Raw genomic sequence first — 23669 nt, 5'->3', positions numbered from 1 at the left:
ACCATCTGGTAGGGATTCAAGCGTCAGGCCCCTGAGTTGTCCGCAATCTCTTTGTCGGGGGCTGCGGGCAAAAAATTTCCCAGGCTGTCGCCCACCACCCGACCGACGATCTGCAGCATGCTCATCAGGTCGATGTCATCGAACATCAGCGCGCCCTGAACCATTACCGGTGCCCATACCTTGCCGTTCTGCCGGGCGACTACGGACAGGCAGGGGAAGATGATCGCATTCGTATCTTCTTCACTCATCTCTGCCAGCGAGTCAGCAATTTTCGGTAGCGCGCTTTCAATGGCTTTATTCACATCGCCACCCTGCGCGGCAGCCTTAATGCCCTGAAAGTCACCGAGCATCCCGGCCAGAACCGGGAGCAACTTACGGGATACCTTCAGCTGGTCGAAAACACTGAGCTTTGATGCGCGGTAGTTAACGCCTTTAATTTCAAATTCCATCGATTAAAACTCCCCGAGCACTTCGTCGATTTTGCCGCCGTCAAACACCCACGCGACCATTCCGGCAACCTTTGGGTTATTCCAGTCAGGCTGGCGTTGGAAAGCTGCAGAGCGGATGGTAACGATGTCGCCTGATGCTTTGTTTCGCAGCAGGAACACGTTATTCCCCCAAAGCGCAGAAGACTGGCTTTGCGCGTTGTACATCAGGGAGAGTTTCTTATTAACCGGCGAGGTTTTCTGAAGGTTGATGGTGACGGTGCCGCTCTTGCCGGCATGCAGGCTATGCATTGTTTCGCCATCAGCACCAATCGTCATGGTGTTTTTAGCCTCGGTCATCGTTACCGTGATCCCCTCTTCGGAGTTCGCAGAGCCATAGCCAAGGTCGATTGAGCCGGTCGGGCCGGTCATGGACGCCGTAATGTCCATAAAGCTGTAGGTACTCATCTATATCCCCTTAGCGAACAACGTTGATCTGAACGTCGGCATAGTGAACTGCACCGGCCAGTTTGATAGCTGCCTGAATCAGAGGCGCACGACGCTTCTCGCGGTCTGATTGAGCCTGTGTTGCCAGAGGTTGGGCATACACGTAGTAGCCTTTGGTCAGAGTGTCGCCCGCGGTAATCTGTCCGATGTCACCGCCATTCCACACACCCGGCGCGACCAGACCATTCGAAACAGCCTGGTCCAGCGACATCTCAACGTTCGTGAGGAGACGTGTGATACCTGCTTCGGTTTGAGGAATTTTGCTGGTTGAGGTGTACAGCAGGTTAAACAGGTTGGTCTGCACATAGTTCTGCAGCCAGTCCAGACCGTGGCGCTCATCGAAGAAATCACCATTGGACATCACGCCCTGCTGCAGGATTGCCGTGTCGTTCGCGTAATACACGTAGACGTTGGCATTCTTCGCATCTACAGCGGCAGCCTGAGAGCTGGTCAGGGTTTCATACGTCACACCCGGTTCAGTTTTGAACTTAAGGGTGATCGTGGTGTTGTTGCCGGTGAAATTGACAGTAAAGGCACGCCCGAAAGCCGACAGAGCCGCGTATTTACTCTTCGTTGAGTACTGCACAAAGGTACGGCTGTACCCGGCCGCTTTGAGAGTAGAGGCGACATCCGAAGTGGTCGCAGAGTCGATGATGCCTGAATCAGAGGACGTAACAGCAAACACGCGGCTCAGGCTTGATGCCTGAATTGCTGCCGCAGTCGCCGTAATCTCTGCAGGCGTCAACTCGTCTTCGTCAGCAATGCCAAGGCCATACCAGTTGGTAAACTGCAGCACAGCATTGATGGCCTGCGCCAGTGTTTCAACGCTACCTGTCTCGCCAGTTGCCAGCGTTTTTGCCCAGCGTCCGACGTAGACCTGAGCAGGACGTGGTGATTGTGAAAAGTAAATCAGCGCCGCTTCGTACTCCGGACTGTCTTCGCCGAAATCAACGCCGATGTCCTCTGAGCTGGTATAAAGCCGGATGCGCTCTGATACCGGAATAACAGTGGATGTGCCGAGAATGAGTAGCGAACCGAAATTACGACCCGTCGCCGCAGTGGGGGGACATGATCACGTCAACGTTCACAACGTTGGATACAGGTAAGCCCTGTGCCATAGGTTAATCTCCAAAGAATGATACTGGCGCGTCGACCAGAGATTTGATGCCGTAATCGCGGATAACTTTGCGGCGCAGGCGCACAGTGATGTCGTACCGGCGCACCCACTGGTTATTGATGATTTCGGGGAAGGCTGTCAGTTCACTATAATCAGCAAGTGAGAGCTCGCTTGTTTTCAGCGTTTCGTTGTTCTGCTCAACCGTCAGACCATCGCGAAACAAGGTGGCGATCGACTGACTTTGCGGGCCATAAAAAAGACGCGAGAGTCTCGATCACTTCATGCCGCCAGAGCTGATTGCCATCATCAGTCTGCCGGACGAACGCCGGGGCGTTATCAGCCGTAAAGCCGATGATGCCAAAGCCGCACCAGTTCACGTCAGCAGCAGGAAGAGCGGCCTGTGTGGCTGTCCAGCGCGGCCTGACCATGCCTGGTGGCAATCCGGATAACGCTCTTGCCCACTGACTTAACTCTCGCTCAAGCGCCTCATCGTAAGCCTGCGGCGCACTGACAGGTGTCAGATAACCGGCTGCCGTGCTGTCATTACTCACCGGCGCCTCCGTCGAATGGCAACAGTTCACAGTGAGCCTGGACGAAGCCAGCGCCGTAAGCTGTGTAAGGGTCTACGAAGGTGACGCGATACTCGCGCCCGCGATAGGTGACAATGTCCGCATCGATACCGGTGTTGCCGCTGGTCAGGCGGAAAACGGTCACAATCAGGATTGCACCGTTAATAACCTGACCGGCCTGCATGCGCCGGGCTTCCAGTGAGCGGTCAACCGTCACCACTCCACCAAATGGCGTCACAGTGGGTGCGTTGCTGGGAAAGCCATCTGCATCGACAGTCTGGGCATTGCGCTTCACGGTGAGCGTTGTATCGAGGAATTCAGGCGATAGCAGAACGTCAGTAACATCAAGAGTCGGCATCTTTATCCCTCACAATGTGCGTGATTGAGCGGCGATACTCGCCTGTGTCAATGAGCGGCTTTGCATTGGCATTGTTAGGTGCGTATCCGGCAGCCCGACTTGCCATCTCTTTGGCTGCTCCAGCGCGCCCGCGCCGTGCTCTATCCGCCAGGGTAGACTCGGCGAGAGGAGTGAAGCCGCTTGCAGTGATGAACCTCTTCACCCCGTTAGCGGCCACTGTCCCGGCACGATCGAGTGATGTCACCGCGCCCTCTGCATTTCCTTCCAGCGCCTTCTGAGCGGCAGCCTTGAGGTGAGGCATGAAATCCTGCTCTACCGACCGCACGCCGGGCTTCAGATGCGGGCGCGGCGGGATATTCTGCGCCGGGGAGCCGCTCTCATTGATGTAGCCGATTGCCGCATTGCCGATATCGCCATCGTCACGCTCATCTTTCGATTCAGGGATGCCCACCAGAACATCCTTGTTCGCGAGGGTTTTAAGGGCGTCCAGAATGCTTTGAGCGCTGTCACTGCGAACTGTCAGGCCTGATTTCATAGCTGAATCCCGCCATACCCGAAGTACTGCAGCATCTGCCAGAATTCCGCGCCGTAGCGTGAGAAGTTCCAGAAGCCAGCATCCGCGTTCAGTGTCGAGCTGTTGTCATAGCTCACGCTGACCTTATCTACTGATTTGGATGCCACGACGCCACTCGTAGCACCACCGGCACCACCGAGCACCCCGGCGGCTGTGTCAGCCGCGTTCAGCACCATATAATGCGCAACGAACAACTCCACTAAGTAGGGGAACATATCCCCCCATAGCGGAGCCATCAATGAGCAAGTCGGCGAGATTGAGCCGGAACTGGATTACTGCGTCGGGGTATTTGGTGGCGTCAGAGAACTGCGGGAAGTCGCGGCGAAAATCACTTACTGTCGGCAGGTTTCGGTTTCTTGCCATCGTTGTTACCTTCCGGTGCCGGATCAGTCACAGGCTGCTGCAGTGCTGCCAGTTGCTCGGTCAGGTCAGCAATGATTTCATCCTTCTCAGTAACCGACTGTTGCAGGTCACCAATGGACTTATCTTTGTCTTCCAGCTGCGTGGTCAGGCTGTCAATCTGCGCCTGAAACTCTTTGGTGTCCGCCGGCGCTTTGGTTTTGCCAGTGACATCGGCATGCGCCGCAACAAACCAGTGGTCGGCTACCTTATCGTCTACCGTGTGCTCGCCAACGCTGAACTCCTGAGCCGTGCCGTCTTCGCTGTTGAACTTGAACGGGGTGTGCACACGAATGGTCTTCTTAGCCATTACATTCTCCTTAATGCCCCTTTCGGGGCGGATAGGTTAGATGCTGAGGGATTTTTCAAATGACTTTCTGGCTGAAATGGCCTCTTCCTTTGTCGAAAAGTATCCTAAGTGGTGCTCTTTCCCGTTAACCGTGATTCGAGCTGCCCACTTTCCCGTTCGCTTAAAAAAGACTAACGCCGGGATGCCCGGATTTATTATTCGACCTGACAGTGGTGGAAATACGCATCCTTCGATCCTTCTCATGAGACACCCTTTCAATCAATTCGGGAGTTGAATAAGGCTCAAATGGCAGATCATCAAAGGACGTGTGACTCTCACCGGTTAGCTTGATTTCACTAAAATACCTGGCCTCTACGGCCTCGCGAAAATCACTGAAATAACCAATGTGATGAGTTTTTTTATCAACAGTGATTTTTGCCCACCATCGCTGCTTTGCCTTATCCCACGACACACCTTTGAATCCGCTAGTGTTATCGGATTTCTTGGGGGCGTTGTGATTGTTAAGGCTGCGACTTTTCAATCTGAGATTTGAAATTCGATTGTCGCTTTTGGCGCGGTTTGCATGATCAATGTCATCATCACCCGGAAACGTGCCATGGACGATTAGCCAGGCTATGCGATGGGCCCTATATCGAGTCTTACCGATAGTAAGCTGCACATAACCAGCCTTCATAGTCCCAGCCACATCACCAGGGTATTTCTTGCCACCATAGCCATGGGTTTCAATGCGCCACCGAAACAATCCATCTTCAGGGTTGTATACATAGCAACGCAAAGATTCAGACAGAATTTCATCAATGCTCATAACACCTCCGGTTAAAGAGGTATCATAACATTAACGCTTACATTTAAGCATCAAATCCCTAAATCCCATCCATATACGCGATGGTTTCCGGGTACGGAGATTCAACAGCGCCCAGCTTGCCGTAGTAGGTGGTCAGCTGGTAAATGCCGCGATACTGAACCGGGATGTTCTGCAGCGGAACCATTGGGAAGCGAACAAACTTCTTGTCGTTGGTGTATGCCATCATGCGGTCAGTACCGCCAACGCCAGCCCCTTTCAGCCACTTAACCGCACGGATATTCAGCGGGGTGCCGTTCTGATGGAATGCGATGGTGTTGTTCTGCAGGTAGGTCAGCAGCGACTGGTTACCGGCAGATGAGACGATGATGCTGGACAGCAGCGCAAACTGCTCAGGCGGCAGCAGCAGATCACGCGGAACAATCGTGTAACCGGTGGCAGCCCAGGCATTCGACAGCAGCAGGTTGATCGAGGTACGGATTTCATCGGCTGTTGAAGTCGCCCATGTTTTCGGTGCGTTGATCACCGCGGCGCCAGTGTAGTTGGTCAGGCCTTTCACGCCCAACTGACTGTCACCGCGATAAACCTGCTCATCGGTGTCCATGTTCCACTTCAGCTGCATGCCGTCGAACTTCTGTGTGTCCAGCGGGCGGCCTACTTTAGCGGCGGCGGCCAGCTCGACAACAGTCCAGCCCAGCTCCATACCCCACAGGGTCAGCGGGAAGCCGGTTTTGGAGATGTCGACGTTAACGCCTGCGATTGCAGTGGAGTCTTTGCCGATCCAGTTTTTGCCAGCCGGGTTAGGTGTACCCGCCGCCGCAAACTGAGAGTTGGTGAAAGAACTGATGTCATCAGCGATGGACACATCTTCGCGCAGTTCAATATCGCGCGACCAGGTGTATCCCACCAACGGCATGTTCAGGTTCTGGTCAAGACGCTCAAGCTCGCCAACCAGGAAAGCGCCAGAACCGTCAACGGTGGCTTGGTCAAAAGTAAACATATTTAGCGGTTCCCTTAGATGTTGTAAGCGACTTCAGCGTTGCCAGCGGCATCACCTGCACCGGTGAAGGAGGCATTAGGCAGTACGACAGTTTCGCCGGTGACTGCTGCGCCAAGAATTGCACCCAGCGGGCTTGCCTGAGTCGGGTTAGCATTGCGGACATAGACCGCGCCACCCTTAACCAGGCCAACAGCGGTGCTGCCGATATTCACGGTCATGTAGCCGCGCTTCATCACGTCGCCAGTGAAGTTCTTACCAGTACCAACCTGGCGCACCATGTCTGGCGTCGAAGTGGTTGGGTATGGGCGAACGTACAGGCCGGTAATCACGGTAGCGGCATCGGATGCGGCCAGCGGGATGAATTTGCCATCGGCACTGTCTTTGCCAGCCAGGCCATAAGCCGCGAAAATGTTAGATGAGTCGACGATCACCGGCTCGGTGGTCAGGTCTTGCGGGCGTGAAATAGCCCCGGCGATGCCTACTGGCATCCGGTACAAATATGCAACCATGGGTTTATCCCTTATTTTTTCCAGTGAGCGGCGAAGGCTTTGTTGAGAGCAGCCGGTGAGTTTTTGTTGGATGAATCGTAGAAAGCAGCGCGTGAGGTGGTGACCGGGGCAGCGTTGCGTGACTTAGCGATTTCACTCGCAGACACGAACACGGCATCCAGCGTCGCTTTTGGCATCTTGCTGAAGTCAGGCGTTGCACCAACCAGCGGAGCAAGCAGAGCCTGACCTTCTGGCGTTTTGAATGCTGCGTCCATGGTGGAGCGTTTGAACGCAGCCAGTTTGCCACCTTCAGGCAGTTTGACGCCCGGCATAATCAGCTCAGCGCGAGCAACCACACCCTGATGGTAAGCGGCGTCAGTGGTGGCTTTCTTCTTCTCGTCCTCTTCGTCCGGATCGGAGTCAGTTGTAGAGGTCGACGCCGGGTTAATCAGCTGCTGCACAAGAACCGCCAGCGCATCAACTTTCTTCTCCAGCTCGCCAATACTCATGGCGCCACCACCTTCACCACCTTCTTCATCGGTAGTCAGGCCGCCAAGCTCGCGCTCTTGTGGTAATGGCTGTGCCGGATTGATGGTGATGTTTACTGCCCGCGCCAAATCAAGGCTTGGCTCGACCAGTTCTGATGGCGCATTGTCCACCAAATCAGCCAGGCTATCGGCATCCTTGGTTTTAATGGCCCGCTTCAGCTGGCTAAACCAGCCCTGATTTTTGGTAGTCATGAATGTGCTATCTCCAATTGAACAGCGAATGCCTGCACGACCATTGGGTACGCTCGCACAGTGGTTACCGATAATTGTGTGTTGCCGGGCCTTTCCGGGTGCTTGCTGCTCATACTCAGCGTCATAGCCCATTGATATCTGGTCTTGACCATCCATCACCTTCTGAATGCCTTCAGAGGTCTTAATGTGGATATCACCCAGCATTAAATCTGACTGGTTGCCAGTGCCGCGCCGGACGTTCTGTATGTGTCCGTGTGCATGCTCTTTCCAGTTGCCCGGGTTGACCATGTCTTTCGGGTGGCCCAGCGTGAATGCCATACCTTCGAATGACGCCAGCGTTTCAGGCCGGAATACTTCGTCAGCATCGCGGGTAACGACAATCTCACCATCCTCATCACCAACGATGCCGGGCAGTTCGCTTTCGTCGTATACCTGCGCGCCGATACGGGCGATCGGGACGTCTTTGCACAGCAGGGAGCCATCGGCCATCTCAAAGCGAGTGTTGCCGAGGCGGGTCGTGTAGAAATATTGCATCGTTAATCCTCGGGAACGACGACTTCGCAGTAGCAGCGGCAGTTAGGAAACTGACCGGCTTGACCGGTCATGCCATCGAGTGTCGGCGGGGTTGCCCAGTCAACGTACTGGCCTTCCATTTGCTTGTGAGAGTGTCGAACGTCGCTATCGTCAGCTGTGCGCCAGATGTAGCCACGCGAACCAATAGCAGTAGAGCGAGCCTGTGTGATTGCGGTGGATGCGCGGCCAACCTCAGTCCGGGCAATCGTGCGCGCCCGAGACTCAGTAACCTCACCGGTGCGCATGATTTCTTTCTTCAACTCACTGGATCGCCTGCCGGTCACTACAGCCTCAATCGCCTGATTGTGAATGTCGTAGACCCGGTCGGCAGCCTCCAGCGGGAGTGACTTAAACAGCTTCACCTGCTCCTGAATGATGCTGCGGGTGACCATGCCCTGACTGCCCGCCATCAGGTCGCGCAGGCCGGCAGAGATTTGATAGGAGCGTTCGCGCCACATCGCATCGTCTGCAATCTCCAGCGTACTGATGAGGCGGCCTGATACCGCTTCAGCCCATGGCTCAATCAGGTCAGCGTAACGCTCCAGCCTGTCCATGATGTCGGTGACGCTGTCATTTGAACCATCGTAAGAACCCTCGACTATCGCCCCGACTGCCTGCGCTATCTGTCGTAGCTGTGTTCCCAGCTGCCTCTCGGCGCGCTTCAGGTTCGGTGGCTTCGACGTTATCGAGGTCTTTCTCGCTCGGCGGCGGGAGGTCACTGGCATTATCAATATCCTCGTCGCTGATAGTTGAGCCGATGCCGGTTACGCGTGCCGTTTCCTGCAGATGCATGGCCCCGGCTTTTTCGGTCATCAGGCCAGCATCTACAGCCTGAACCGTTGCGGCCACCACCTTCGTTGCGGTGTCGGCGCGCTCACTGTCTGGCGTCTGCCACAGTTCGTTAAACTCAAAGGTGAAATCATCAGGCAGTGGCGATGCGAACAGGCTCATATGAAGCACCTGAAACAGCTTGCGAATGGGGCGGCGTAACTTGCGCTCCTGCTGGGTGGACACGTTGTCGTAGTAGTTAGCCAGGTCTGTGTCACCGGTAGAGAACCCGGCAGGAGACTGACCGAACAGGCGCACCAGAGGGATGCCGAACGCACCTGATACCTGCTGACCAAACTGCGCTAGTACGTCACTGAGCCCGGCATACGAATAGGTGTGCGCCTCGAACTTGTCGGCGGCATCCATAATCGTCATGCCTTCGTTGCTCTGATACTCGCGGATCATGTCCATATGCGACATCAGACCCTTGAACATCGGGCTGTCTTTGCCCATCGCCAACAACTTACGCAGACCATCGATGCTGTATGTGCGCAGGTGAGCTTTGTAGACCAGTTGAGCAACACCGGTAGTCGTGGAGTCGAAAGCCAGCAGGCGATCAAAGCAACGCTCAATTACCGACATTCCCCAGTCGTTTTCGGTCAGGCGCTGCTGGTACGGAAGCGGGATGCCATCAAAGCGAATCAGTCGGGAGTGGTGAATGCGCCACGGCGGGATGCCGGTAGCGGATGTCACGACCTTGTAGAACTCTGGCATGCCGAAGTCCGGTCCAAGTTCGCTCACACGGCGCTCAGTCATTGCATTGAGCATCCAGCGGTCCATCACCATCACGCCCTTAAAGGCGTCTTTGGCTATGGTTTCAATCCTTAATGGGGTCGAGTAGTTCTGCCCATCAATCAGGATAACGCCCACAGCGCCACCGTAGAGCCGCGCCCACTTCAGCGTGTCGTTTATTGCCTCCCATAGCCCCATCTCATCCCATGCGTGGTCGAGCTGCTTCTTGCGACCATCTTCAAGCTTGGAGGTGATGGTGACACCCTTGCGGGTCATGTCATCAGGGATTGCATCAACGCCAGCGCCAACCAGCCATGATGTGCGGTAGGCCTGCTCAATCAGGAGGCGGTTGCGAGAGGTCCAGTTGTTGCGGTAGGTGCCAGCACCAGACTGGTTCGACTCATTAACACCCATGCGGGCAATGAAGTTTTCATAGCTGTCACGCGTTGGTACAGGCTGCGACATGCTTTCTGTTTCGGACATATTCAGCCTTTCCCAAGTTGTGCCCAGGTGCCGAGGCTGTCTGAGCTGGTGATATAGCCATCAAGGCCGTAGCGAATGGCGTCAATGCAGTGGTTAAACTTGTCGACGATGACCGGCAGTATGTCGCCGGTCTTTTTGTCGACCTTGTAGGAGTAGTGGCGGAATTCATCGGCAGTATGTTTGCAGCGCTCATGAATGATGATTTCCTCAAACCCTTTCAAGTAGGTGACACCATCCTCAACGCTGCCTTTCCACTTGGCGGCTGCATCAATCGAGAAGCCCTGACGCGCCAGATAGCTGATGGTTTCTGGTCGGGAGTTATCACCTTTGACCGGCCATTTGCGCACTTCAGGGATTGAATCGTAGAAATGCGGCATCTCATCCAGTTCAACTCCGACGCCATAGGCCTCGTATTCGATATAGAGCCGGGTGTCGATCATGAACATGCGGATAAGCGTGCTGGGGTCATTTGCAAAGCCGAAGTCAGCACCGAAGAACAGGCGATCGGCCTGCATCCACAGGTCATCAGGGAACGCTTCAACCCGGTACCGGTTGCGGAAGATGACTGAATCGCTAATCGACTTCGGCTTACCCAGCCAGATGTGCTCATACGCCTCGTAGTCGATGCGCTTGCAGTACTCCATCTCTTTGCGGAGTGTTTCTGGCAGGTATGGGTTGTCGTAGTAATTCACCTCAACCGTAACGCTGTCGTCCGGTGGAGTAACGATGAAGCGCTGATAGGTCGGGTCTGACTCTTCGCCGGGGTTGAACGTCACCCAAATCTCAGAGCCTTCCTTACGGATGGTGGGTATCAGAATCGCCCATGAATCCGAGGAAACAGATTGCGCCTCTTCCACCCAGCAGATGTCCACACCTTCAGTCGACTTGATGCCGAGCGGGTCGAAGCGCAGGCCTTTAAACAGGAATTCACTTCCGCATGAGCTGACGATCTTCTCATCGGTAATCTTGAACCAGGGGTTAAGCCCGAGCATCTCAATCTGGTCTTTCAGCAGCTTGTGTACTGAGTCCTTAATCGAGTTCTGCACCTCACGGGTACAGAGTATGCGGAGTTTCTTACTGGCGGCCATGATGACAAGTGCGCGGGCAGCAGCCCATGATTTAGCGCCGCCGCGCCCACCGTGGAACGTCTTGTAACGCTTGGGCTGAAAGAGTGGTTTGAACTTAGGTGCAAAGCTAAGTCTCGTCTCCGCTGCTGTCATCTTCCGCTCCGAAGCTAATCACGAATGATGGCGTGGCAAGAGGAAGGCCATTAGCACCAACCAGTTCGTTTTTAACGTTATCTTTGAATGCCTGGACAGTCACATGCTTGCCAAGCAGTTCGAGGTTCTTAACCTTGTCAGGCCACTTAATCTTTTTGAGGATGTTCTCAATGGTGGTTTCGTCAAAATTGGTGACGCTGGTATTGATGTCGAATCCACTCAGGGTGGTGCGCCAAACCTTCGGCCACTCACTGATGGATTTAATGCCACCGTCATCATTGAGAATGTCGAGTACATCCATCTGGTCGATTTCTATCAGGCGCTTCAACACATAAGCAGCATCAACACTAACCTGCTCATTGCGATCGGCTTTAAGTTCGGCGATTCTGTTTTGGATGTCAGGTTTCGTTAGGTTCTCGCAACCTGATGCGCGGGCGGTCTTTTCGCTGTACCCCGCCCGAATGGCCGCTTGCGTGGCGTTCAAATCGATGAGGTACTCGCGACAGAACATTTCTTGCTTGTCGGTGAGTGCCATAACTTCCTCATAAAATGGAAATTGTGATGCTTAAACGTTCTATGGGATTTGCTTTGGTATTTTTCTCTATCAGCTCACATGCAGATTGCTGGGTGGTTGGCAACCTGCATGGCATGGCAGCCACGAAATCAAACTCCTATCGCTTTTCTGAAGATGCATTCAGCAACCAAACTTTTCAGGTAAAGGCTGAGAAGGAGCATTCGACGGTTATTGGAAGCGATCTGAATTTCATCGGGCTAAATAGAAAGTCAGTCATAGGCACCTATTTCGAGGATCCTAGGCGCTCTATTGAAACGTGGAACATTTCTGACGATGAAAAGAAGGTTTTCTACACCATGACAAGGACTGGATTCAGCGATGACCTAGATGGCACTAAATCATTCGTCGGTGATGTTATCCGTAAATGCTAGCTCCCTATCACGAACATGCTGAACACTGCTTTAGCCGCTGCGCTCTCGAATGAGCCACTCGACAGTAATAACGTGCCGCGAGACTGCATCACTGTCACGTTACAGCCCGTAGTGGTTATCTCGGACGCCTGACCCTGTATGAGTTGCTGACCATTCCAGATTGCATTAGGAAGCACCACAGGAGGCGTCGAATACTTTTTGGCAAAGGTGACTGCAACCTTTTGTCCTGCAGTGGCTACAGCGCCTGATACCACTTCAAACTGAACAGGCGTTGCATTGGTTCCGGCGTCACCTTTGGGGATGCCGAAATCAACCGTGTAGTCAGGAGCCGTTCCGCCAATAGATGCGGTTGCCTGGCTACCTGCAGCGAGTGTGGTCACCTTCCCAATCTTCAGTGTCGGGCTGGTTCCGTCTTTACCGGCTGGCAGGCTGAAGTTAATCACCTGCGCTGGCGCATCACCGGTTATCTCCACTGCGGCTTTGGTGCCAGGCGAAAGCGTGATGACGCTGCCAACTGAGAGCTTATTGGGAACAGGTTCACTTCCCTGCCCGCCAACCTGGCTGCCTCGTTGTTGATTGCCATAGTAAACGGTCATATGGCCTCACATAGCGAAGATGGTTACCGGATCGCCTGTCGGGGATGTTACCCACACAACAGATGGTTTAGTAATGCTCAGGGAGTTGGTCTCTACTCTGCCCAGCGCATTATCGGCTGGTGCCTGCTGAGGCTTGTCAGCGTTAGTGGTGTCGAGCACCCACAAATAGCCATTGGCAATCTGTGCATCTAAATCTGCGGTGCCGTCGGTCAGTTGCACCCACTTTTTACGAATGGTGATTTGCCCATTTACCATTATGTTTCTCCACATACTGTTGAGCATTGTCAGAGGCATCTGGAAAAGTTGATGCCTCTTGCAATGCCTTACAGATTTACTGGCTTCCCACACAGCGCCACCCATAGGTCGTTATGCGTGTTGATCGCCCTCACCGTTCTGATGTCCATCAGGTCAGCATCTCTGCCGTGTGTCCTGATAGGTGCATCCAGAGTGCAAAGTGAATCGACTGTTTTGGTGGGCGCCGGGTTAGTCGTCGGAGTTGAAGTCAGATCTGCGCAGCTTGTCGCGAGCGGCAGTGTCAGACAGAGAAGCATTACTTTCTTTAGCACTGTTGGCCTTCTCCGTATTGCTTGCCTGCACCTTAGCCACATCGTTAACCTGCTGTGACTCTACCTTTGCGGCTTCCACATCAGCCTTTGCCTTTTCTTCTGTCTTGCCTTGGCTTTTGCCACTGAAGTAAGCAGCAACACCGGCAGCAATGAGAGCAAAGAAGGCGAGAACGTAATTCCAGCCGCCCGCGAAAAGATGAACGAGAGTCGTCATGGCTGCCCATCCATCTGCTGCTTCTTATCTGCCAGGCTACGCTGCCTGATGAACTGCGCGATTACACCCAGTGCCACGATGAAGTAGCTCACGTACTGCGCGATGTTGACCGGAAGCATTGCTTTAAGGTCAGGCGGCAACATGTTCCAGGCGGAGATAATCGCATCAGGCGCTGAGGCAAGGTAAACGCCCAGCAATGTACCGGCACCAGTGAGCCAGACTGACCAGGCTCTAAACAGCAACCGGGCATGAGCAACGAACTCAACTGAGCTGTACTTGCGCACGAGTAGCACCACGGCGAGCACAACGACAACCACGGCGAGGAAGGCGATAACGTTCATATCTTCCCCTTGTAGATGTCGTACGAGCCAGTGCGCATGACTTCAGCATGACGGCGGGCGCGACCGGGTGTCTGTTTAGCCCACAGGCTATTCAGCATCCCTTCCGCGGCTCCAGTGAAATTACCATTGGAAATCATGACTAGCGTGTTTTTGAAGGCTGCAAGACCATCGACGCCCATCTGGTAAGCCATGCTGTAAAGGACATCTGCGCGCGCCGGGTTGCATTGCTTCAGTGCTGCGTAGATGGCCGGGCGGGTGTTCATGTCGATAACCTTCTCATCCACGATCACCTGCTTCCACACATCCCCCCACTTTGCGAGGAACCCGGAAGGTGTAGCTGCTGATTGGCGCGCCTTTGGGCCCGATGCGGATGCCACCGGCTACCGTGGGAAACCCAAGTGTGTCGAGGTAAGGCGTTTCAATGTAACCTTCCTCAAAGTTGAGGATCGGGATTATCTGACTCATTCGCCGGACTCCATCTCATTTGACTCATGCGCTCTTCACGCCGGTCTCGCTTACGCTGGAAGTGAATGTTCACAATGAATGTCGCGATAGCCAGAATGAAACCACCCACAGCTAACCACTCGTTTAGAGACATGCTCCCGGCAAGGAAAGTCGCCCCCCGACGTTGTGTACGCCGCGGCTGTCGTCACTTTGTCTGCCATAGTTTTCATATCCACCTCCAGGACTGGAGGCTCGCTTTTAGGAATTGATGAAATTGTGAACTGAGCGAGCCAGGTTAGAATTCTTAGTGTCACGTAAGAAACCTTCCTGCATCTCTCCCGCCGCAATTACATCCGCTGTGTTTGAAAAAAGATGCGCTACGCCATCAAGGGGAAATCGCTTCTGGTGTTGTATGGCGTGCGCAAAACAAAAAAAGGCCAGCTCTATGGCTGACCTTTGAAATAGTTTAGTGATGTTACTTATCCGCTACAGGGTATGCGGTGAATCTTATCCCCTGTGGGGTATAGAAATAAAAAAAGCCCCGCCGACTGGTGAGGTCGCGAGGCTCTTTGGCATCCACATTTATGCAACTGACCGGTAAAGCTGCGATCTGTTCGCTTCACTTCCCGATCATGCCGCTAATGTGCCAGGTCGCATGCCCTTTGTCTTTGGCAATTCGTGCTATTTTGTATAATCACGCAGCAATTTTAGGAATCTCCTTCTCCATTTCTCGCTTAATTGCGTAAAACATTTCTCCTTCGATGATATCCATCGCCCATTCCATTCTGTTGCGGGCCTCTTTCGGTGTGATGCTGCAGTAATAAATCAGGGATGAGCCGATATTTTGCACGCTCTTGCGCTTGCAGTATCGTAATCTGGCTACGTTCCGAAGCGGGTTATCCCTTCCGAATGTCTTTACCATGACTGATTCAACAAAGGCGGCATCATCTGATTCTTTGGCGAGAGCGATGATGTTTGCCGTTGATGACTGAGGAATAAGCAGGTCACGCGCCTTGCGGAATAACTCTTCACCACGCAGCCCTTCACAATGCAACTGTGACACGATTTTCTCTATCTGCTTACCCTTCTGCTCACTCCACTCACAGCGCATCATCAGGCGGCCAATCACGTTTACCTCTGCACGGTCGTAATCCTCTCCGCCCAGGTGATCGCCCCATACGCCTAGCAGATGACGTACCCACGCCTGCTGTGATTTGTTGATGGTCTTCCAGCCATTGCCGAATAACCGGCGCATGTCCGCTGCTGTTCTGACACCTGACAGCCTGACGATTTGCTGATAGTCACGCTCAATGCGCATGCTTAACCCCCATCATCTTCGCCATATTCCTGAGTATCCGGTAATCCACTGCAAAGCCGCCGCGCCTTTTGTAAATGCGGAGTTTCTGCCACTTTTCTCTGAGGTATTCGGTCATGCTGCATACTCCATCTGACGTTTACGCAATTTCTCGTAATGGCGTGCCCGGCGCGTGAATATCGATTTCACTCGCTTCAGGTACTCGATATCGAATTTGCGAACGGTGTTGTCATGCTCGATGCGCTCGACCCTGTGCAAGCCAAACTTCTCGATGAGGTTTATTCGGTAGGGGATCAGGTTTCCGGACAGGTCACGATTACAGTGAACGCATCCAGCATTGTTGTTGAAGACATTGAAGCGGAGCCATGGTGCCGCGCCTCGTGAGCGATAGTGACTCGCGTCTACTGCCCCACCACGAACGCCGTAGTTAAGTTGCCTGCCGCAGGCTATGCATGGCCTCCCAAAATCTCGCCAGAAGATATAGCGATTAACCGCAACCTGTGCCTCTTTAGCCCAATCCGATTTGGTCTTAAGCTTTTCTCTTCGCGCGCGCAGATCATCCCGCTCAGCTTTCTCCTGGCGCTTTTGCTTGCGCTCGGATAGCTGGTTAGCGAGTTGAATGGCACATTTGGGAGAGCAGACGGTCTGGAGGCTATTGCGGGGGGATAAACTTTTCAGGACAGCATTTGCATTTCTTCGGCTTCGGCTGTGTGCCTTTAGCCATGACTCCCCCTTTCGAACTGGTGAAGCCATGCGCGAAGATTATTCAAAACTATCTCGCTCTTTATCCCGGAATATTTCTTCTTGGCGTGAATGCAGCGTGCGTAAGTGACGATACCGAATATCCAGAAAATCAGCGGCCACGATATTGCCACGCCAATAGCCAGCAAACTGATTGGTAGCTTATACCAAGCCTCTCTCAATTCGAGGTCGGGGATTTCGAGCAGAACATCTTTTATTCCACTACAGATATTCATTCTCACCATTGCCTGTGACAGGCAGTCGATAAAATTGAATCTATAGCCCGCTGCTACGGCCCATGTAGGTCGATCGCAAAAGTGTTTAAAGGTCAGCATTATTCACCTCTCCGCACATCCGAAAGTGTGGATCCTGCATCAGGTTTATTTCGCAGCTTGTGCAGCAATAAACCACCGACTCTGGCAGCACCACAGAACAGAAAGCGCATGCAGAAGCAGATTGCACGCCATCGCCAGTAGGCAGATTTGATTGGCTGGTCCCGTTCGTGTTCTTCATAGCGGTAATCTACCTCGCAATTTTCACAGTTAGCCCCGTAGTGATACTTGTCTTCTGAGGTGAGTGTTATGTGACAGCGGCAGCAGCGTTCATGCATTGGGTTGCTCCTGCATCATCAGGAAGACAATCATGGCGGCGCGGAGTGGGTTGATGTTGCGATGCTGGAAATAATCCACTTCATAGCCATCATTAACATCATCGTCGCTGCCAACAAATTCAGCACTCCAGCTACCTAGCAGGCTGGGTGCATGCAGAGAAATTTTATTGCTCACTATAATCGGTCCGGCATCAGCCCATGAGTTGCATGGATTGAAATGCGCGTGAGGTAAAAACTCTCCCCCATCCATCCCAGCAATATAGACCTCTTGCTTTTCAGTACTCCAATCGTAATCATCAGCGCCCATCGCTATGTGCGCCGCTGCTAAGTTAATTTCAAAATCTGTCATTTCTGCGTAATTCATCTTCAGCTCCACATTGGGTTTTTATACTGACGGCTCGGCTTTGGCTCTTCCCGGAACTCAGGCAGCAGCGCGGACACAATCCAGAGGCGCGGATCGAGTGCGAGTGTCTTCTGAGTTTTGATATTGCGGGAGGCATAGCGGGAAAGGAGTTCAGCGGCGGTTTCGGTGTCTACAGGGTCATGGGTGAACCACGTTTTCATGGTGCCCCCCTTACTGAGTTCAGTAGCTGATTGAAATCTGCCATAACCGGACTGACGCCAAATCCTGCCTGCTCGTTTGCCAGCCTGTAGCGACATGAATTGTGTTTTGCGCCAGTGATGTGCTCCTTTACAACGTGATGGCCGCCACAGAGGGTGCTGAGGGTGTTAGACACATTTGTCCGGTTAGTGCGGCAGGACTTGCATACCGGCCCTATAAGCTCTGACGTCTGGTGCCATTTCCCGTCAGAGAGAATGCCCAGCAATGCTGCTTTGATTTTGCTCATGATGTACTCCCGAACCTTCCTGCCCATTCAGCAGCACGCGCTGACTCGTCGCTAAACCTGACGTTCTGCTCGGCACCGAAGGCATGGATTAAGGTGATTAAATCTCGCATCTCACTGACGCGCATTTTGCTTGTTGACTGGCCCAGCACCACAAATCCGCCATTGATACCCGGCACCGTCTCCTGCCCTTTCAGGCTGGCGCTGAAAATATGCTTCCAGCATTCCGGGTTAAGTTTTCTGCCGTACCACACCACCTGGCTTGATACATCATGCAGGCAGGCCCAAAGCATGCGATTTTGCGCAAGGCTTCTGGTGTCTTCCTGGATGGTTACCTGCAGAGGTTTATCGGGATTGGCGGGGAGTTGCTGGATGGCGCTGATGCAGTTCTGTCGGATGTTGTCGCTCCTAAGCAGGAACGTTGCTTTCTCCATCGCGTTTGTCTCGCTTTAATGCGTCGCTAAGTAACTTCCTGATGCCGTGGCTCAGGCTGAGTGTGCCTGCATGCTTCTGAGCGAACCGGCTGATGTCGATTGCCAGCTTATCCAGCTCAGCGTCTGATATGACGTGCTCAGAGCGTTTTAAGAGGATTACGTTGTTCATGGTTACACCTGTGAAATAACTTGAACTGGAATCACTTTTAGCCCACCTATCTTGGCTTTTCGCACGCAGTCTTCAGCGTCTGCCTTAGATGCAAACAGTGCCTTCAGAGTGCTGTAGCTATCGTGCCGGATAGAAACTAGACCTTTGCTATCCTCGACTGCGTAAAAGGTAAAATTCTTCATGAGTTCCTCCGGTGTTCATCTGTTTCCGGGATAGGGAATTGGCCGGCAGGGGATTGTTCGCAGCGAATGCACCACTTATTCCACCACGGCTGGCCTTCGCGGTATCGTTCAGGTGGCTTCTTCATCCCGCAGCGGTCACAGCGGTAATGCGGCTCATGACTCATACATCCTCCGGTGGTGATGGGAGTGGTTGCCAGTGGGTAATGTTTGGCGCTACGAATTGGTTAGCTTGCCAATTGCCAAAAATGAATGCGTAGGTGGCTACATGCCGCCCATCCCAACAAAGGTATGCTCCATCCGAATCAGGCAGGCGATGGCTGCATTTTATCCATGACCACATATCACTGCTCTCCGTTCTGATTGGTGGGCTGCTCCGGGATGATGCGGTAGGCGATGATGTCTTCCCCGGCGACAACGTGATGCCAGTTCAGGAACTTTGCTCTGGAAATGGCACCTGAAGTGGTTTTGAATTCCACTTTAGCATTAGCATCAACTGGACATTCACCACCACCCCACTCAACCCACTCACCCTCACCCCGTTCCTGCTGCTCAAACTTGCAGTCGCATTCAACCAGAATTTGCTCGCCCCATGGCTGAGTTCCGCCGCTATCTGCCATTCCAGTTCCGCCACACTTCTGACATCCGCGCTCCTGCTTCTCCAGTATGGGGAGTGCAATCTCAAGGGCGGCAAGGTACCCCTCCTGAGACCTTCCAATTCCGCATCCTGTTATGCTCTGGCGCTGCAAATCCTTAAGTAAATACGCGCACCATTCAGTGGTTAGCTTGTTCATTGGGTGCCTCCTCAAACTGCCAGTTGCAGTTGCATGTTGAAACGGTCACGTTGCTCGCAGTAATGCAGTGAGCCTAGGCTGTTGTGTGACTCGATGCGTTCGACCATTAGGGCCGCCCGCGTTTCTTTCGATGCCGGGGCATACGCTCCTGACCATGCCTTATCGATACCGATGTTTCTGGCAACGTTAGTGCTATCAGCGCTCGCCAGCGGTAGTTTGGTGAAGATAAGTGGGTTAAGCATGCGCAGGCCGTGAAGCTTGGCGATGGGCTGGCCGTAATCGTCTGTAACGTGCCGGATCAGGTCTTTCATGCGCGCTACAGCCAGATTTGGTCTCTTAACGTCGTACTCACCACAACTTCCGATGGCCACGCGCGGGTAATCGTTGCATAGCCGGATAAATCGCTCATCACTCTCGTTCATGTGCCAGACCGGCACGCCGTAGAAATCGCCGTGCGGCCACTCATCCAGTAGTGCCTCGTTCTCAGCTTCTCCCCCGTCGATTACATCAGGGATGATTGCAAAGTCAAAGCCTGGGTGATTTTTCCAGCGCGCCACGAACTCGTAATAATCGCTCCAGTCAATTTTGTTCCGGCCAGCTGCTTTCCACGCAGTAAACGCGCCATTATCGAGGGCGAATGACTGGCAGAATTCAGAGGCAAGATTAATTTGGCTGGCATGGGCGAAGGAGATGAATGCGTGTCGGGATTTCCAGGCTTTGATGGCGCAGGTGTCAGGCGTTATTGGGCCGCCGTGATAGTGAATCATGGCCATCTCCTTCGTGCTCAAACTCAGCATCAACCATCAGGTCGTGTGCTTCACGCGCCAGCATGTCGATTGCGTTCAGGTGGGCCCGGAACTGCTCCGGCTTCAGGTCGCGCTTCTTAGCCAGGTCGATGATTGCCAGTTGCAGGTTGCGTGCCTGACGCATCAGCGGCTGAGTGATTACCAGTTGAGTTACCTGTGTCATGCAACACCCCGCGAGCGGTAGGATTCCCAGGTGAAAGCGAGTGTGCAGCCGCCGCCATCGTTCATGCGGTCGATTACGCGCTCACCGATGAAAGTGGCCAGTTCGTCTTTAGGCAGGTTGCTAATCAGGATGGTCGGCATCATCCGCTCATAGCGGGTGTTGATGATTTCAAACAGGATCAGCTTCTCTGCTTCACTGCCGAACTGCACGCCAACCTCGTCAATGATGAGAAGCTCGGGGTCGGTGTAAATCCGGATAACCTCAGCCTCAGTGCGCTCAGAGTTCTTTGACCAGGTGGATTTAAACAGGCGTGCGATGCGCAGAGCTGTCGTGAACAGCGCAGAGTTCTGGTGCTCGTTGATAACGTGCTTTGCGATCGCCAGCGCCAGATGATTCTTTCCTGTACCAGGCTTGCCACACATCACCAGGCCGCCACCCTGCTTCAGTCGTTCAGGCCATTTAGCGGCATAGGCTTTGCAGAGCTTCAGGCATCGCGCAGCGTCATCGTTGACAGGCTGATAGTTATCCAGCGTGGCACCGGCAAAACGTTCAGGCAGCTGCAGGTCGCCAATCATCCGGTCAATCTGGCTTTGCTTCCAGCGCTTCTCTGATGCAGCTTCGTCTGCTTCCAGCTTCGCCAGCTTTTCAGACAGGCAGGCCGGGCATTCGCTTTTGGTTTCAAGTACGCGGGTCAGCAGATTGGCTTTCTTGCAACGCTGCTGGAATGCACCGTGCTTGTCACATACCGCCTGAATCTCTTCAAACGTGACGTGATCCAGTACCTTTGGAGGATGGCTAAGGTCATCCAGTTTACGGCGTACCGATTCGATTTCAGTTCTGTAATCCATGATTAACCCTCCAACCAGGCTGGCGTGTCAGTCGTGCCATAGTCTTTGCTGTTGAATTGCTCAGCCACAGCGCGCGCCGGGCCGGTATTCTGCCGCGCAGGACTCTTGGCTTGTTTTGGTTCAAACAGGCCGGTCCAGCCGTTCGCTATGCTGTTGTTGATGATCTCTTCAGGTGAATGGCCCTTCGAATGACACTGGCTTAACAGGTTGAGAGCCTGGGTGACGGTCTGCATCGATTTGATGGCCTTTTTTGATATCCCTGCGATATGAGACCCATGAAGACCACAGCTCTGCAGAAACGCATTCGGGTAGCACGACGTCCATCGGGTCGAAGGTTTTTGCCTTTGGCTTTTCAGCCGGTTTCACTTCTTCAGGCTGGGGGACTATAGGGGGGTTTATTAATATTGTCTTTCTTGTCTTTTGAAGAATGTCTTTTGTGTGTCTCTAATTTCGAGACATCCGAAGTCTCTAATTTAGAGACATTTGAAGTCTCTGACTTAGAGACAAAATTGCTAACTTGGAGACACTTGCTGAATTGCCACGCTGAGACCTCCTTATTAACACCGATTTGACTCCCTTCGACTATCAGGCACTTCATAGAAATCAGCTCCTTCTTAGCCTTGTTCACGTTCTGACGTGACAGGCCAGTAATCTGAGCAATCTGGTCATCTGCGATGCGATCTGATTTCTTGTTGAAGCCGTACGTTTTACGGATGTAAGCCAGCATTAGCTTCAACTGACGAGCTGTTAAATCGGCGCTTGCGATAGCCTCCAGTAGTTCGTTAGCGATTCTGGTAAACCCATTATCGGTATCGACCACACGGCGCTCCACGGCCTCTGCATCAGGCCTGATTGGTGAAACGTTGCTGTAAGCGAGATTACTCATAAAGCACCCCGCCACTGTTTACATATCCAGTTCTTCCTGGCATACTTTTCTCCAGTTATTTGTGTTCGCAAATTGCTATCAGGCGTCGAATGTTCCAGCATTCGGCGCTTTTTCTTTGGTGAGAATGTTCGCCACCTGCCGGGCCAAATGAGCCATCTCGTCATCCACGACACCCCATTCCAGCACTGCAAGCAGCATTGAGAACTTAGGTAGCCAGTCGCGTTTCCAGCGGCTTATCTGCGCCTTATCGACACCAACAGCAGCTGCTGTCTTCTCGGTGCCAAGCAGTGAGATCTTGTTGAGTAAGGCGCTTTCAATTCTCAGCGCCTCGTTGCGTTTGTTTGCGCGTTCCATTTCGTAATATTCCTTTGTTGAATAAGTAATTGCGCGACGGCCATATGGCGGTCACGTGCGAATCATTTGTTTTGATTACTGCCCTTTTTCAGGGCGGGGATGTTTAAGAGCGGGAATTACTAGGCGGCCTTACTGCCGCCTTTGGTGCCGTACATTAACCAGAGCGGATCACACTTGAGCGCCAAGGCCAGTTCAAACAGGAAGCGGGGACGTTGAGTCGTACCATCTTCAATTCGCTGTAGAGATTGCTGCTTCATGCCAGCTTTCTCAGCTAACTGCGCTTGAGTAAGATTTAACTCCATGCGCTTCTGTTTGAGGCGTTGAGAAATTGTATCCATTAACTCACCTCCACAGTTTTATCTGTATTCTCTAACAGTTACTTCTGTTTGTCAAATACAGTATTAACTGTGAGGATGTGGGGAAATGGAGAGGAACCTATGAACCTTGCGGATCGCGTTAAGCAAAGAAGAATTGAGCTTGGCCTCACTCAGTCAGAAGCAGCAGAAAAAGCTGGCATCAGGCAGCAGTCATGGGCGAGTATTGAAGAAGGCAAAACATTAAAGCCTCGCAATATTGTAGGGATCGCCGAGTCACTCAAATCTGACCCATCTTGGCTCATGAACGGCGGCAACTTTCAGCCAGTAAGCGAGGTGAATACAAGGAGGATTCCCTTGATCAACTACGTGCAGGCAGGCGAAATGGCAACCAAAAGCCCCATAGAGGCTTTAGATGGCAGCTGCGAATACGTGATGACAGATATGGACTGGTCAGAATATACCTTCGCGCTAAAGATCGTAGGCGACTCAATGGAGCCAGACTTTAAAGCAGGTGATGTGATAATTGTCGACCCCGAGATAGAGCCAGCGCCTGGTGAGTTTGTAGTGGCTAAGAACGGCGAACATGAAGCCACGTTTAAGAAATACCGACCCACTACAGTTGCTGAAGACGGCCGTCAGCACTTTGAGTTGCTTCCTCTGAATGACGATTATCCGATAATGAAAAGTGCTGAGCGCCACATCCAGATAATTGGAACAATGGTTGAGCACCGGATTTACCGCAGAAAACGCTAATCTTAAACCTCTCCCAAACCGCCTTCCGGCGGTTTTTTTTCGCCCATATAAAATTTAATTCCCTTCCATTACAGATATATATGTATACAACCCATAAAAATACAGTTTTATCTGTTGACGATATTACAGTTTTACCTGTATTGTTATTTCATCAGCACGACGCTGAGGCAGTAAAGGGAAACGGATTTGATTCCCGCGCTCATTAAAATCTGGCGCTGAAAAAG

34 protein-coding genes and 5 pseudogenes are annotated in these 23669 nt (G+C 52.9%); 2 read left to right on the top strand and 37 right to left on the bottom strand.

The window, feature by feature from the left end:
- Positions 1-23: 23 nt before the first annotated feature.
- The 16 genes and pseudogenes from JNO11_RS04670 to JNO11_RS04595 form a co-directional block, all read right to left on the bottom strand.
- Positions 24-449 carry a phage tail assembly chaperone gene (locus JNO11_RS04670; RefSeq protein ID WP_325177006.1) on the bottom strand — a complete coding sequence of 142 codons (426 nt, stop codon included), beginning with the start codon at positions 447-449 and terminating at the stop codon, positions 24-26.
- 3 nt (positions 450-452) lie between these two features.
- Positions 453-893, bottom strand: coding sequence for a phage protein (locus JNO11_RS04665; protein ID WP_033758081.1), 441 nt, complete (start codon positions 891-893; stop codon positions 453-455).
- A 10-nt stretch (positions 894-903) separates the two neighbouring features.
- Positions 904-2050, bottom strand: a pseudogene (locus JNO11_RS04660) (DUF3383 family protein).
- Positions 2051-2053: 3 nt separating this feature from the next.
- A pseudogene (locus JNO11_RS04655) lies at positions 2054-2600 on the bottom strand (hypothetical protein).
- Complete coding sequence (locus JNO11_RS04650; protein WP_033758087.1) at positions 2593-2976, bottom strand: hypothetical protein; 384 nt, start codon at positions 2974-2976, stop codon at positions 2593-2595. Before JNO11_RS04650 ends, JNO11_RS04655 begins: the two are co-directional and overlap by 8 nt.
- The gene (locus JNO11_RS04645; protein ID WP_325177005.1) at positions 2963-3511 is read right to left on the bottom strand and encodes a hypothetical protein; all 549 of its coding nucleotides are present in this window, start codon (positions 3509-3511) and stop codon (positions 2963-2965) included. Before JNO11_RS04645 ends, JNO11_RS04650 begins: the two co-directional genes overlap by 14 nt.
- Positions 3508-3913: pseudogene (locus tag JNO11_RS04640) on the bottom strand (DUF4054 domain-containing protein). The gene JNO11_RS04645 and the pseudogene JNO11_RS04640 overlap by 4 nt, the downstream one beginning before the upstream one ends.
- Positions 3879-4259 (bottom strand): hypothetical protein, encoded by a 381-nt coding sequence (locus JNO11_RS04635; protein WP_325177004.1) that lies wholly within the window; start codon positions 4257-4259, stop codon positions 3879-3881. Before JNO11_RS04635 ends, JNO11_RS04640 begins: the two are co-directional and overlap by 35 nt.
- A gap of 160 nt (positions 4260-4419) precedes the next feature.
- Positions 4420-5064, bottom strand: a complete 645-nt coding sequence (locus JNO11_RS04630) for an HNH endonuclease (RefSeq protein ID WP_325177003.1) — start codon at positions 5062-5064, stop codon at positions 4420-4422.
- Positions 5065-5122: 58 nt separating this feature from the next.
- Complete coding sequence (locus tag JNO11_RS04625) at positions 5123-6061, bottom strand: DUF2184 domain-containing protein (protein ID WP_325177002.1); 939 nt, start codon at positions 6059-6061, stop codon at positions 5123-5125.
- Between the two features lie 14 nt (positions 6062-6075).
- Positions 6076-6570 carry a hypothetical protein gene (locus JNO11_RS04620; RefSeq protein WP_325177001.1) on the bottom strand — a complete coding sequence of 165 codons (495 nt, stop codon included), beginning with the start codon at positions 6568-6570 and terminating at the stop codon, positions 6076-6078.
- Between the two features lie 11 nt (positions 6571-6581).
- Complete coding sequence (locus JNO11_RS04615) at positions 6582-7823, bottom strand: DUF2213 domain-containing protein (protein WP_325177000.1); 1242 nt, start codon at positions 7821-7823, stop codon at positions 6582-6584.
- Between the two features lie 2 nt (positions 7824-7825).
- The gene (locus JNO11_RS04610) at positions 7826-8416 is read right to left on the bottom strand and encodes a phage minor head protein (RefSeq protein ID WP_346267485.1); all 591 of its coding nucleotides are present in this window, start codon (positions 8414-8416) and stop codon (positions 7826-7828) included.
- A 16-nt stretch (positions 8417-8432) separates the two neighbouring features.
- Positions 8433-9905 (bottom strand): DUF1073 domain-containing protein, encoded by a 1473-nt coding sequence (locus JNO11_RS04605; protein WP_325176999.1) that lies wholly within the window; start codon positions 9903-9905, stop codon positions 8433-8435.
- Between the two features lie 2 nt (positions 9906-9907).
- On the bottom strand, positions 9908-11125 hold the full coding sequence (locus JNO11_RS04600) for a PBSX family phage terminase large subunit (RefSeq protein ID WP_325176998.1): 1218 nt from the start codon (positions 11123-11125) through the stop codon (positions 9908-9910).
- On the bottom strand, positions 11100-11660 hold the full coding sequence (locus tag JNO11_RS04595; protein WP_191917986.1) for a terminase small subunit: 561 nt from the start codon (positions 11658-11660) through the stop codon (positions 11100-11102). Before JNO11_RS04595 ends, JNO11_RS04600 begins: the two co-directional genes overlap by 26 nt.
- Positions 11661-11686: 26 nt before the next feature.
- Between JNO11_RS04595 and JNO11_RS04590 the strand changes: the two genes are divergently transcribed.
- Positions 11687-12070: a hypothetical protein gene (locus JNO11_RS04590; RefSeq protein ID WP_325176997.1), complete on the top strand. Its 384-nt coding sequence runs from the start codon at positions 11687-11689 to the stop codon at positions 12068-12070.
- Here JNO11_RS04590 and JNO11_RS04585 read toward each other — a convergent pair.
- From JNO11_RS04585 to JNO11_RS04485, 21 genes and pseudogenes are all read right to left on the bottom strand, one after another.
- The gene (locus JNO11_RS04585) at positions 12067-12666 is read right to left on the bottom strand and encodes a hypothetical protein (RefSeq protein WP_325176996.1); all 600 of its coding nucleotides are present in this window, start codon (positions 12664-12666) and stop codon (positions 12067-12069) included. The genes JNO11_RS04590 and JNO11_RS04585 overlap by 4 nt on opposite strands.
- Positions 12667-12672: 6 nt before the next feature.
- Positions 12673-12921, bottom strand: coding sequence for a hypothetical protein (locus JNO11_RS04580; protein WP_325176995.1), 249 nt, complete (start codon positions 12919-12921; stop codon positions 12673-12675).
- Between the two features lie 228 nt (positions 12922-13149).
- Positions 13150-13446 (bottom strand): hypothetical protein, encoded by a 297-nt coding sequence (locus tag JNO11_RS04575; RefSeq protein ID WP_325176994.1) that lies wholly within the window; start codon positions 13444-13446, stop codon positions 13150-13152.
- Positions 13443-13787 carry a hypothetical protein gene (locus JNO11_RS04570; RefSeq protein ID WP_325176993.1) on the bottom strand — a complete coding sequence of 115 codons (345 nt, stop codon included), beginning with the start codon at positions 13785-13787 and terminating at the stop codon, positions 13443-13445. Before JNO11_RS04570 ends, JNO11_RS04575 begins: the two co-directional genes overlap by 4 nt.
- A pseudogene (locus tag JNO11_RS04565) lies at positions 13784-14252 on the bottom strand (glycoside hydrolase family protein). Before JNO11_RS04565 ends, JNO11_RS04570 begins: the two are co-directional and overlap by 4 nt.
- Before the next feature lie 673 nt (positions 14253-14925).
- Entirely contained in the window at positions 14926-15549 is a 624-nt protein-coding gene (locus JNO11_RS04560) for a hypothetical protein (protein WP_325176992.1), read from the bottom strand.
- Positions 15539-15664, bottom strand: a complete 126-nt coding sequence (locus JNO11_RS04555; RefSeq protein WP_325176991.1) for a YlcG family protein — start codon at positions 15662-15664, stop codon at positions 15539-15541. Before JNO11_RS04555 ends, JNO11_RS04560 begins: the two co-directional genes overlap by 11 nt.
- On the bottom strand, positions 15661-16299 hold the full coding sequence (locus JNO11_RS04550) for a recombination protein NinG (protein ID WP_325176990.1): 639 nt from the start codon (positions 16297-16299) through the stop codon (positions 15661-15663). The genes JNO11_RS04555 and JNO11_RS04550 overlap by 4 nt, the downstream gene beginning before the upstream one ends.
- Positions 16263-16622, bottom strand: a complete 360-nt coding sequence (locus JNO11_RS04545; protein WP_325176989.1) for a hypothetical protein — start codon at positions 16620-16622, stop codon at positions 16263-16265. The genes JNO11_RS04550 and JNO11_RS04545 overlap by 37 nt, the downstream gene beginning before the upstream one ends.
- A 267-nt stretch (positions 16623-16889) precedes the next feature.
- Positions 16890-17261: a phage protein NinX family protein gene (locus JNO11_RS04540; RefSeq protein WP_325176988.1), complete on the bottom strand. Its 372-nt coding sequence runs from the start codon at positions 17259-17261 to the stop codon at positions 16890-16892.
- 2 nt (positions 17262-17263) lie between these two features.
- On the bottom strand, positions 17264-17461 hold the full coding sequence (locus JNO11_RS04535; RefSeq protein ID WP_325176987.1) for a hypothetical protein: 198 nt from the start codon (positions 17459-17461) through the stop codon (positions 17264-17266).
- A gap of 280 nt (positions 17462-17741) precedes the next feature.
- Complete coding sequence (locus JNO11_RS04530) at positions 17742-18176, bottom strand: recombination protein NinB (RefSeq protein WP_325176986.1); 435 nt, start codon at positions 18174-18176, stop codon at positions 17742-17744.
- 347 nt (positions 18177-18523) lie between these two features.
- Entirely contained in the window at positions 18524-18691 is a 168-nt protein-coding gene (gene ninD, locus JNO11_RS04525) for a protein NinD (protein WP_325176985.1), read from the bottom strand.
- Complete coding sequence (locus tag JNO11_RS04520) at positions 18688-18867, bottom strand: DUF551 domain-containing protein (protein WP_325176984.1); 180 nt, start codon at positions 18865-18867, stop codon at positions 18688-18690. The genes ninD and JNO11_RS04520 overlap by 4 nt, the downstream gene beginning before the upstream one ends.
- A 1-nt stretch (position 18868) precedes the next feature.
- On the bottom strand, positions 18869-19318 hold the full coding sequence (locus JNO11_RS04515) for a hypothetical protein (RefSeq protein ID WP_325176983.1): 450 nt from the start codon (positions 19316-19318) through the stop codon (positions 18869-18871).
- A gap of 11 nt (positions 19319-19329) precedes the next feature.
- Entirely contained in the window at positions 19330-20085 is a 756-nt protein-coding gene (locus JNO11_RS04510; protein ID WP_325176982.1) for a hypothetical protein, read from the bottom strand.
- Positions 20051-20287, bottom strand: coding sequence for a hypothetical protein (locus JNO11_RS04505; RefSeq protein ID WP_325176981.1), 237 nt, complete (start codon positions 20285-20287; stop codon positions 20051-20053). The genes JNO11_RS04510 and JNO11_RS04505 overlap by 35 nt, the downstream gene beginning before the upstream one ends.
- Positions 20284-21135 carry an ATP-binding protein gene (locus tag JNO11_RS04500; protein ID WP_325176980.1) on the bottom strand — a complete coding sequence of 284 codons (852 nt, stop codon included), beginning with the start codon at positions 21133-21135 and terminating at the stop codon, positions 20284-20286. The genes JNO11_RS04505 and JNO11_RS04500 overlap by 4 nt, the downstream gene beginning before the upstream one ends.
- Before the next feature lie 2 nt (positions 21136-21137).
- A pseudogene (locus JNO11_RS04495) lies at positions 21138-22021 on the bottom strand (replication protein).
- A gap of 78 nt (positions 22022-22099) precedes the next feature.
- Positions 22100-22375 carry a lambda phage CII family protein gene (locus JNO11_RS04490; protein WP_325176979.1) on the bottom strand — a complete coding sequence of 92 codons (276 nt, stop codon included), beginning with the start codon at positions 22373-22375 and terminating at the stop codon, positions 22100-22102.
- Positions 22376-22494: 119 nt separating this feature from the next.
- A complete protein-coding gene (locus tag JNO11_RS04485) occupies positions 22495-22713 on the bottom strand; it encodes a helix-turn-helix transcriptional regulator (protein ID WP_045831961.1) in 219 nt (72 codons plus the stop codon).
- Between the two features lie 99 nt (positions 22714-22812).
- Here JNO11_RS04485 and JNO11_RS04480 point away from each other — a divergent pair, with 99 nt between their 5' ends.
- The gene (locus JNO11_RS04480; protein WP_325176978.1) at positions 22813-23445 is read left to right on the top strand and encodes a LexA family transcriptional regulator; all 633 of its coding nucleotides are present in this window, start codon (positions 22813-22815) and stop codon (positions 23443-23445) included.
- Positions 23446-23669 lie beyond the last annotated feature (224 nt).

The organism is Pantoea sp. 1B4 (assembly GCF_016925765.1).
Taxonomy (GTDB): domain Bacteria; phylum Pseudomonadota; class Gammaproteobacteria; order Enterobacterales; family Enterobacteriaceae; genus Pantoea; species Pantoea agglomerans.
This window is presented reverse-complemented; position numbering and strand designations above follow the sequence as displayed.

Bases quoted from the DNA above. Each gene is read 5' to 3' on its own strand.
- JNO11_RS04560 (WP_325176992.1), bottom strand. From the start codon at position 15,549: ATGCGCATTGAGCGTGACTATCAGCAAATCGTCAGGCTGTCAGGTGTC.
- JNO11_RS04625 (WP_325177002.1), bottom strand. From the start codon at position 6,061: ATGTTTACTTTTGACCAAGCCACCGTTGACGGTTCTGGCGCTTTCCTG.
- JNO11_RS04530 (WP_325176986.1), bottom strand. From the start codon at position 18,176: ATGGAGAAAGCAACGTTCCTGCTTAGGAGCGACAACATCCGACAGAAC.
- JNO11_RS04520 (WP_325176984.1), bottom strand. From the start codon at position 18,867: ATGTGGTCATGGATAAAATGCAGCCATCGCCTGCCTGATTCGGATGGA.
- JNO11_RS04590 (WP_325176997.1), top strand. From the start codon at position 11,687: ATGCTTAAACGTTCTATGGGATTTGCTTTGGTATTTTTCTCTATCAGC.
- JNO11_RS04605 (WP_325176999.1), bottom strand. From the start codon at position 9,905: ATGTCCGAAACAGAAAGCATGTCGCAGCCTGTACCAACGCGTGACAGC.
- JNO11_RS04670 (WP_325177006.1), bottom strand. From the start codon at position 449: ATGGAATTTGAAATTAAAGGCGTTAACTACCGCGCATCAAAGCTCAGT.
- JNO11_RS04500 (WP_325176980.1), bottom strand. From the start codon at position 21,135: ATGGATTACAGAACTGAAATCGAATCGGTACGCCGTAAACTGGATGAC.
- JNO11_RS04630 (WP_325177003.1), bottom strand. From the start codon at position 5,064: ATGAGCATTGATGAAATTCTGTCTGAATCTTTGCGTTGCTATGTATAC.
- JNO11_RS04570 (WP_325176993.1), bottom strand. From the start codon at position 13,787: ATGAACGTTATCGCCTTCCTCGCCGTGGTTGTCGTTGTGCTCGCCGTG.
- ninD (WP_325176985.1), bottom strand. From the start codon at position 18,691: ATGAGTCATGAGCCGCATTACCGCTGTGACCGCTGCGGGATGAAGAAG.
- JNO11_RS04635 (WP_325177004.1), bottom strand. From the start codon at position 4,259: ATGGCTAAGAAGACCATTCGTGTGCACACCCCGTTCAAGTTCAACAGC.
- JNO11_RS04585 (WP_325176996.1), bottom strand. From the start codon at position 12,666: ATGACCGTTTACTATGGCAATCAACAACGAGGCAGCCAGGTTGGCGGG.
- JNO11_RS04485 (WP_045831961.1), bottom strand. From the start codon at position 22,713: ATGGATACAATTTCTCAACGCCTCAAACAGAAGCGCATGGAGTTAAAT.
- JNO11_RS04535 (WP_325176987.1), bottom strand. From the start codon at position 17,461: ATGAAAACGTGGTTCACCCATGACCCTGTAGACACCGAAACCGCCGCT.
- JNO11_RS04645 (WP_325177005.1), bottom strand. From the start codon at position 3,511: ATGAAATCAGGCCTGACAGTTCGCAGTGACAGCGCTCAAAGCATTCTG.
- JNO11_RS04480 (WP_325176978.1), top strand. From the start codon at position 22,813: ATGAACCTTGCGGATCGCGTTAAGCAAAGAAGAATTGAGCTTGGCCTC.
- JNO11_RS04490 (WP_325176979.1), bottom strand. From the start codon at position 22,375: ATGGAACGCGCAAACAAACGCAACGAGGCGCTGAGAATTGAAAGCGCC.
- JNO11_RS04540 (WP_325176988.1), bottom strand. From the start codon at position 17,261: ATGAATTACGCAGAAATGACAGATTTTGAAATTAACTTAGCAGCGGCG.
- JNO11_RS04580 (WP_325176995.1), bottom strand. From the start codon at position 12,921: ATGGTAAATGGGCAAATCACCATTCGTAAAAAGTGGGTGCAACTGACC.
- JNO11_RS04515 (WP_325176983.1), bottom strand. From the start codon at position 19,318: ATGAACAAGCTAACCACTGAATGGTGCGCGTATTTACTTAAGGATTTG.
- JNO11_RS04615 (WP_325177000.1), bottom strand. From the start codon at position 7,823: ATGCAATATTTCTACACGACCCGCCTCGGCAACACTCGCTTTGAGATG.
- JNO11_RS04505 (WP_325176981.1), bottom strand. From the start codon at position 20,287: ATGACACAGGTAACTCAACTGGTAATCACTCAGCCGCTGATGCGTCAG.
- JNO11_RS04665 (WP_033758081.1), bottom strand. From the start codon at position 893: ATGAGTACCTACAGCTTTATGGACATTACGGCGTCCATGACCGGCCCG.
- JNO11_RS04620 (WP_325177001.1), bottom strand. From the start codon at position 6,570: ATGGTTGCATATTTGTACCGGATGCCAGTAGGCATCGCCGGGGCTATT.
- JNO11_RS04575 (WP_325176994.1), bottom strand. From the start codon at position 13,446: ATGACGACTCTCGTTCATCTTTTCGCGGGCGGCTGGAATTACGTTCTC.
- JNO11_RS04555 (WP_325176991.1), bottom strand. From the start codon at position 15,664: ATGACCGAATACCTCAGAGAAAAGTGGCAGAAACTCCGCATTTACAAA.
- JNO11_RS04510 (WP_325176982.1), bottom strand. From the start codon at position 20,085: ATGATTCACTATCACGGCGGCCCAATAACGCCTGACACCTGCGCCATC.
- JNO11_RS04600 (WP_325176998.1), bottom strand. From the start codon at position 11,125: ATGACAGCAGCGGAGACGAGACTTAGCTTTGCACCTAAGTTCAAACCA.
- JNO11_RS04650 (WP_033758087.1), bottom strand. From the start codon at position 2,976: ATGCCGACTCTTGATGTTACTGACGTTCTGCTATCGCCTGAATTCCTC.
- JNO11_RS04595 (WP_191917986.1), bottom strand. From the start codon at position 11,660: ATGGCACTCACCGACAAGCAAGAAATGTTCTGTCGCGAGTACCTCATC.
- JNO11_RS04545 (WP_325176989.1), bottom strand. From the start codon at position 16,622: ATGCTGACCTTTAAACACTTTTGCGATCGACCTACATGGGCCGTAGCA.
- JNO11_RS04610 (WP_346267485.1), bottom strand. From the start codon at position 8,416: ATGGACAGGCTGGAGCGTTACGCTGACCTGATTGAGCCATGGGCTGAA.
- JNO11_RS04550 (WP_325176990.1), bottom strand. From the start codon at position 16,299: ATGGCTTCACCAGTTCGAAAGGGGGAGTCATGGCTAAAGGCACACAGC.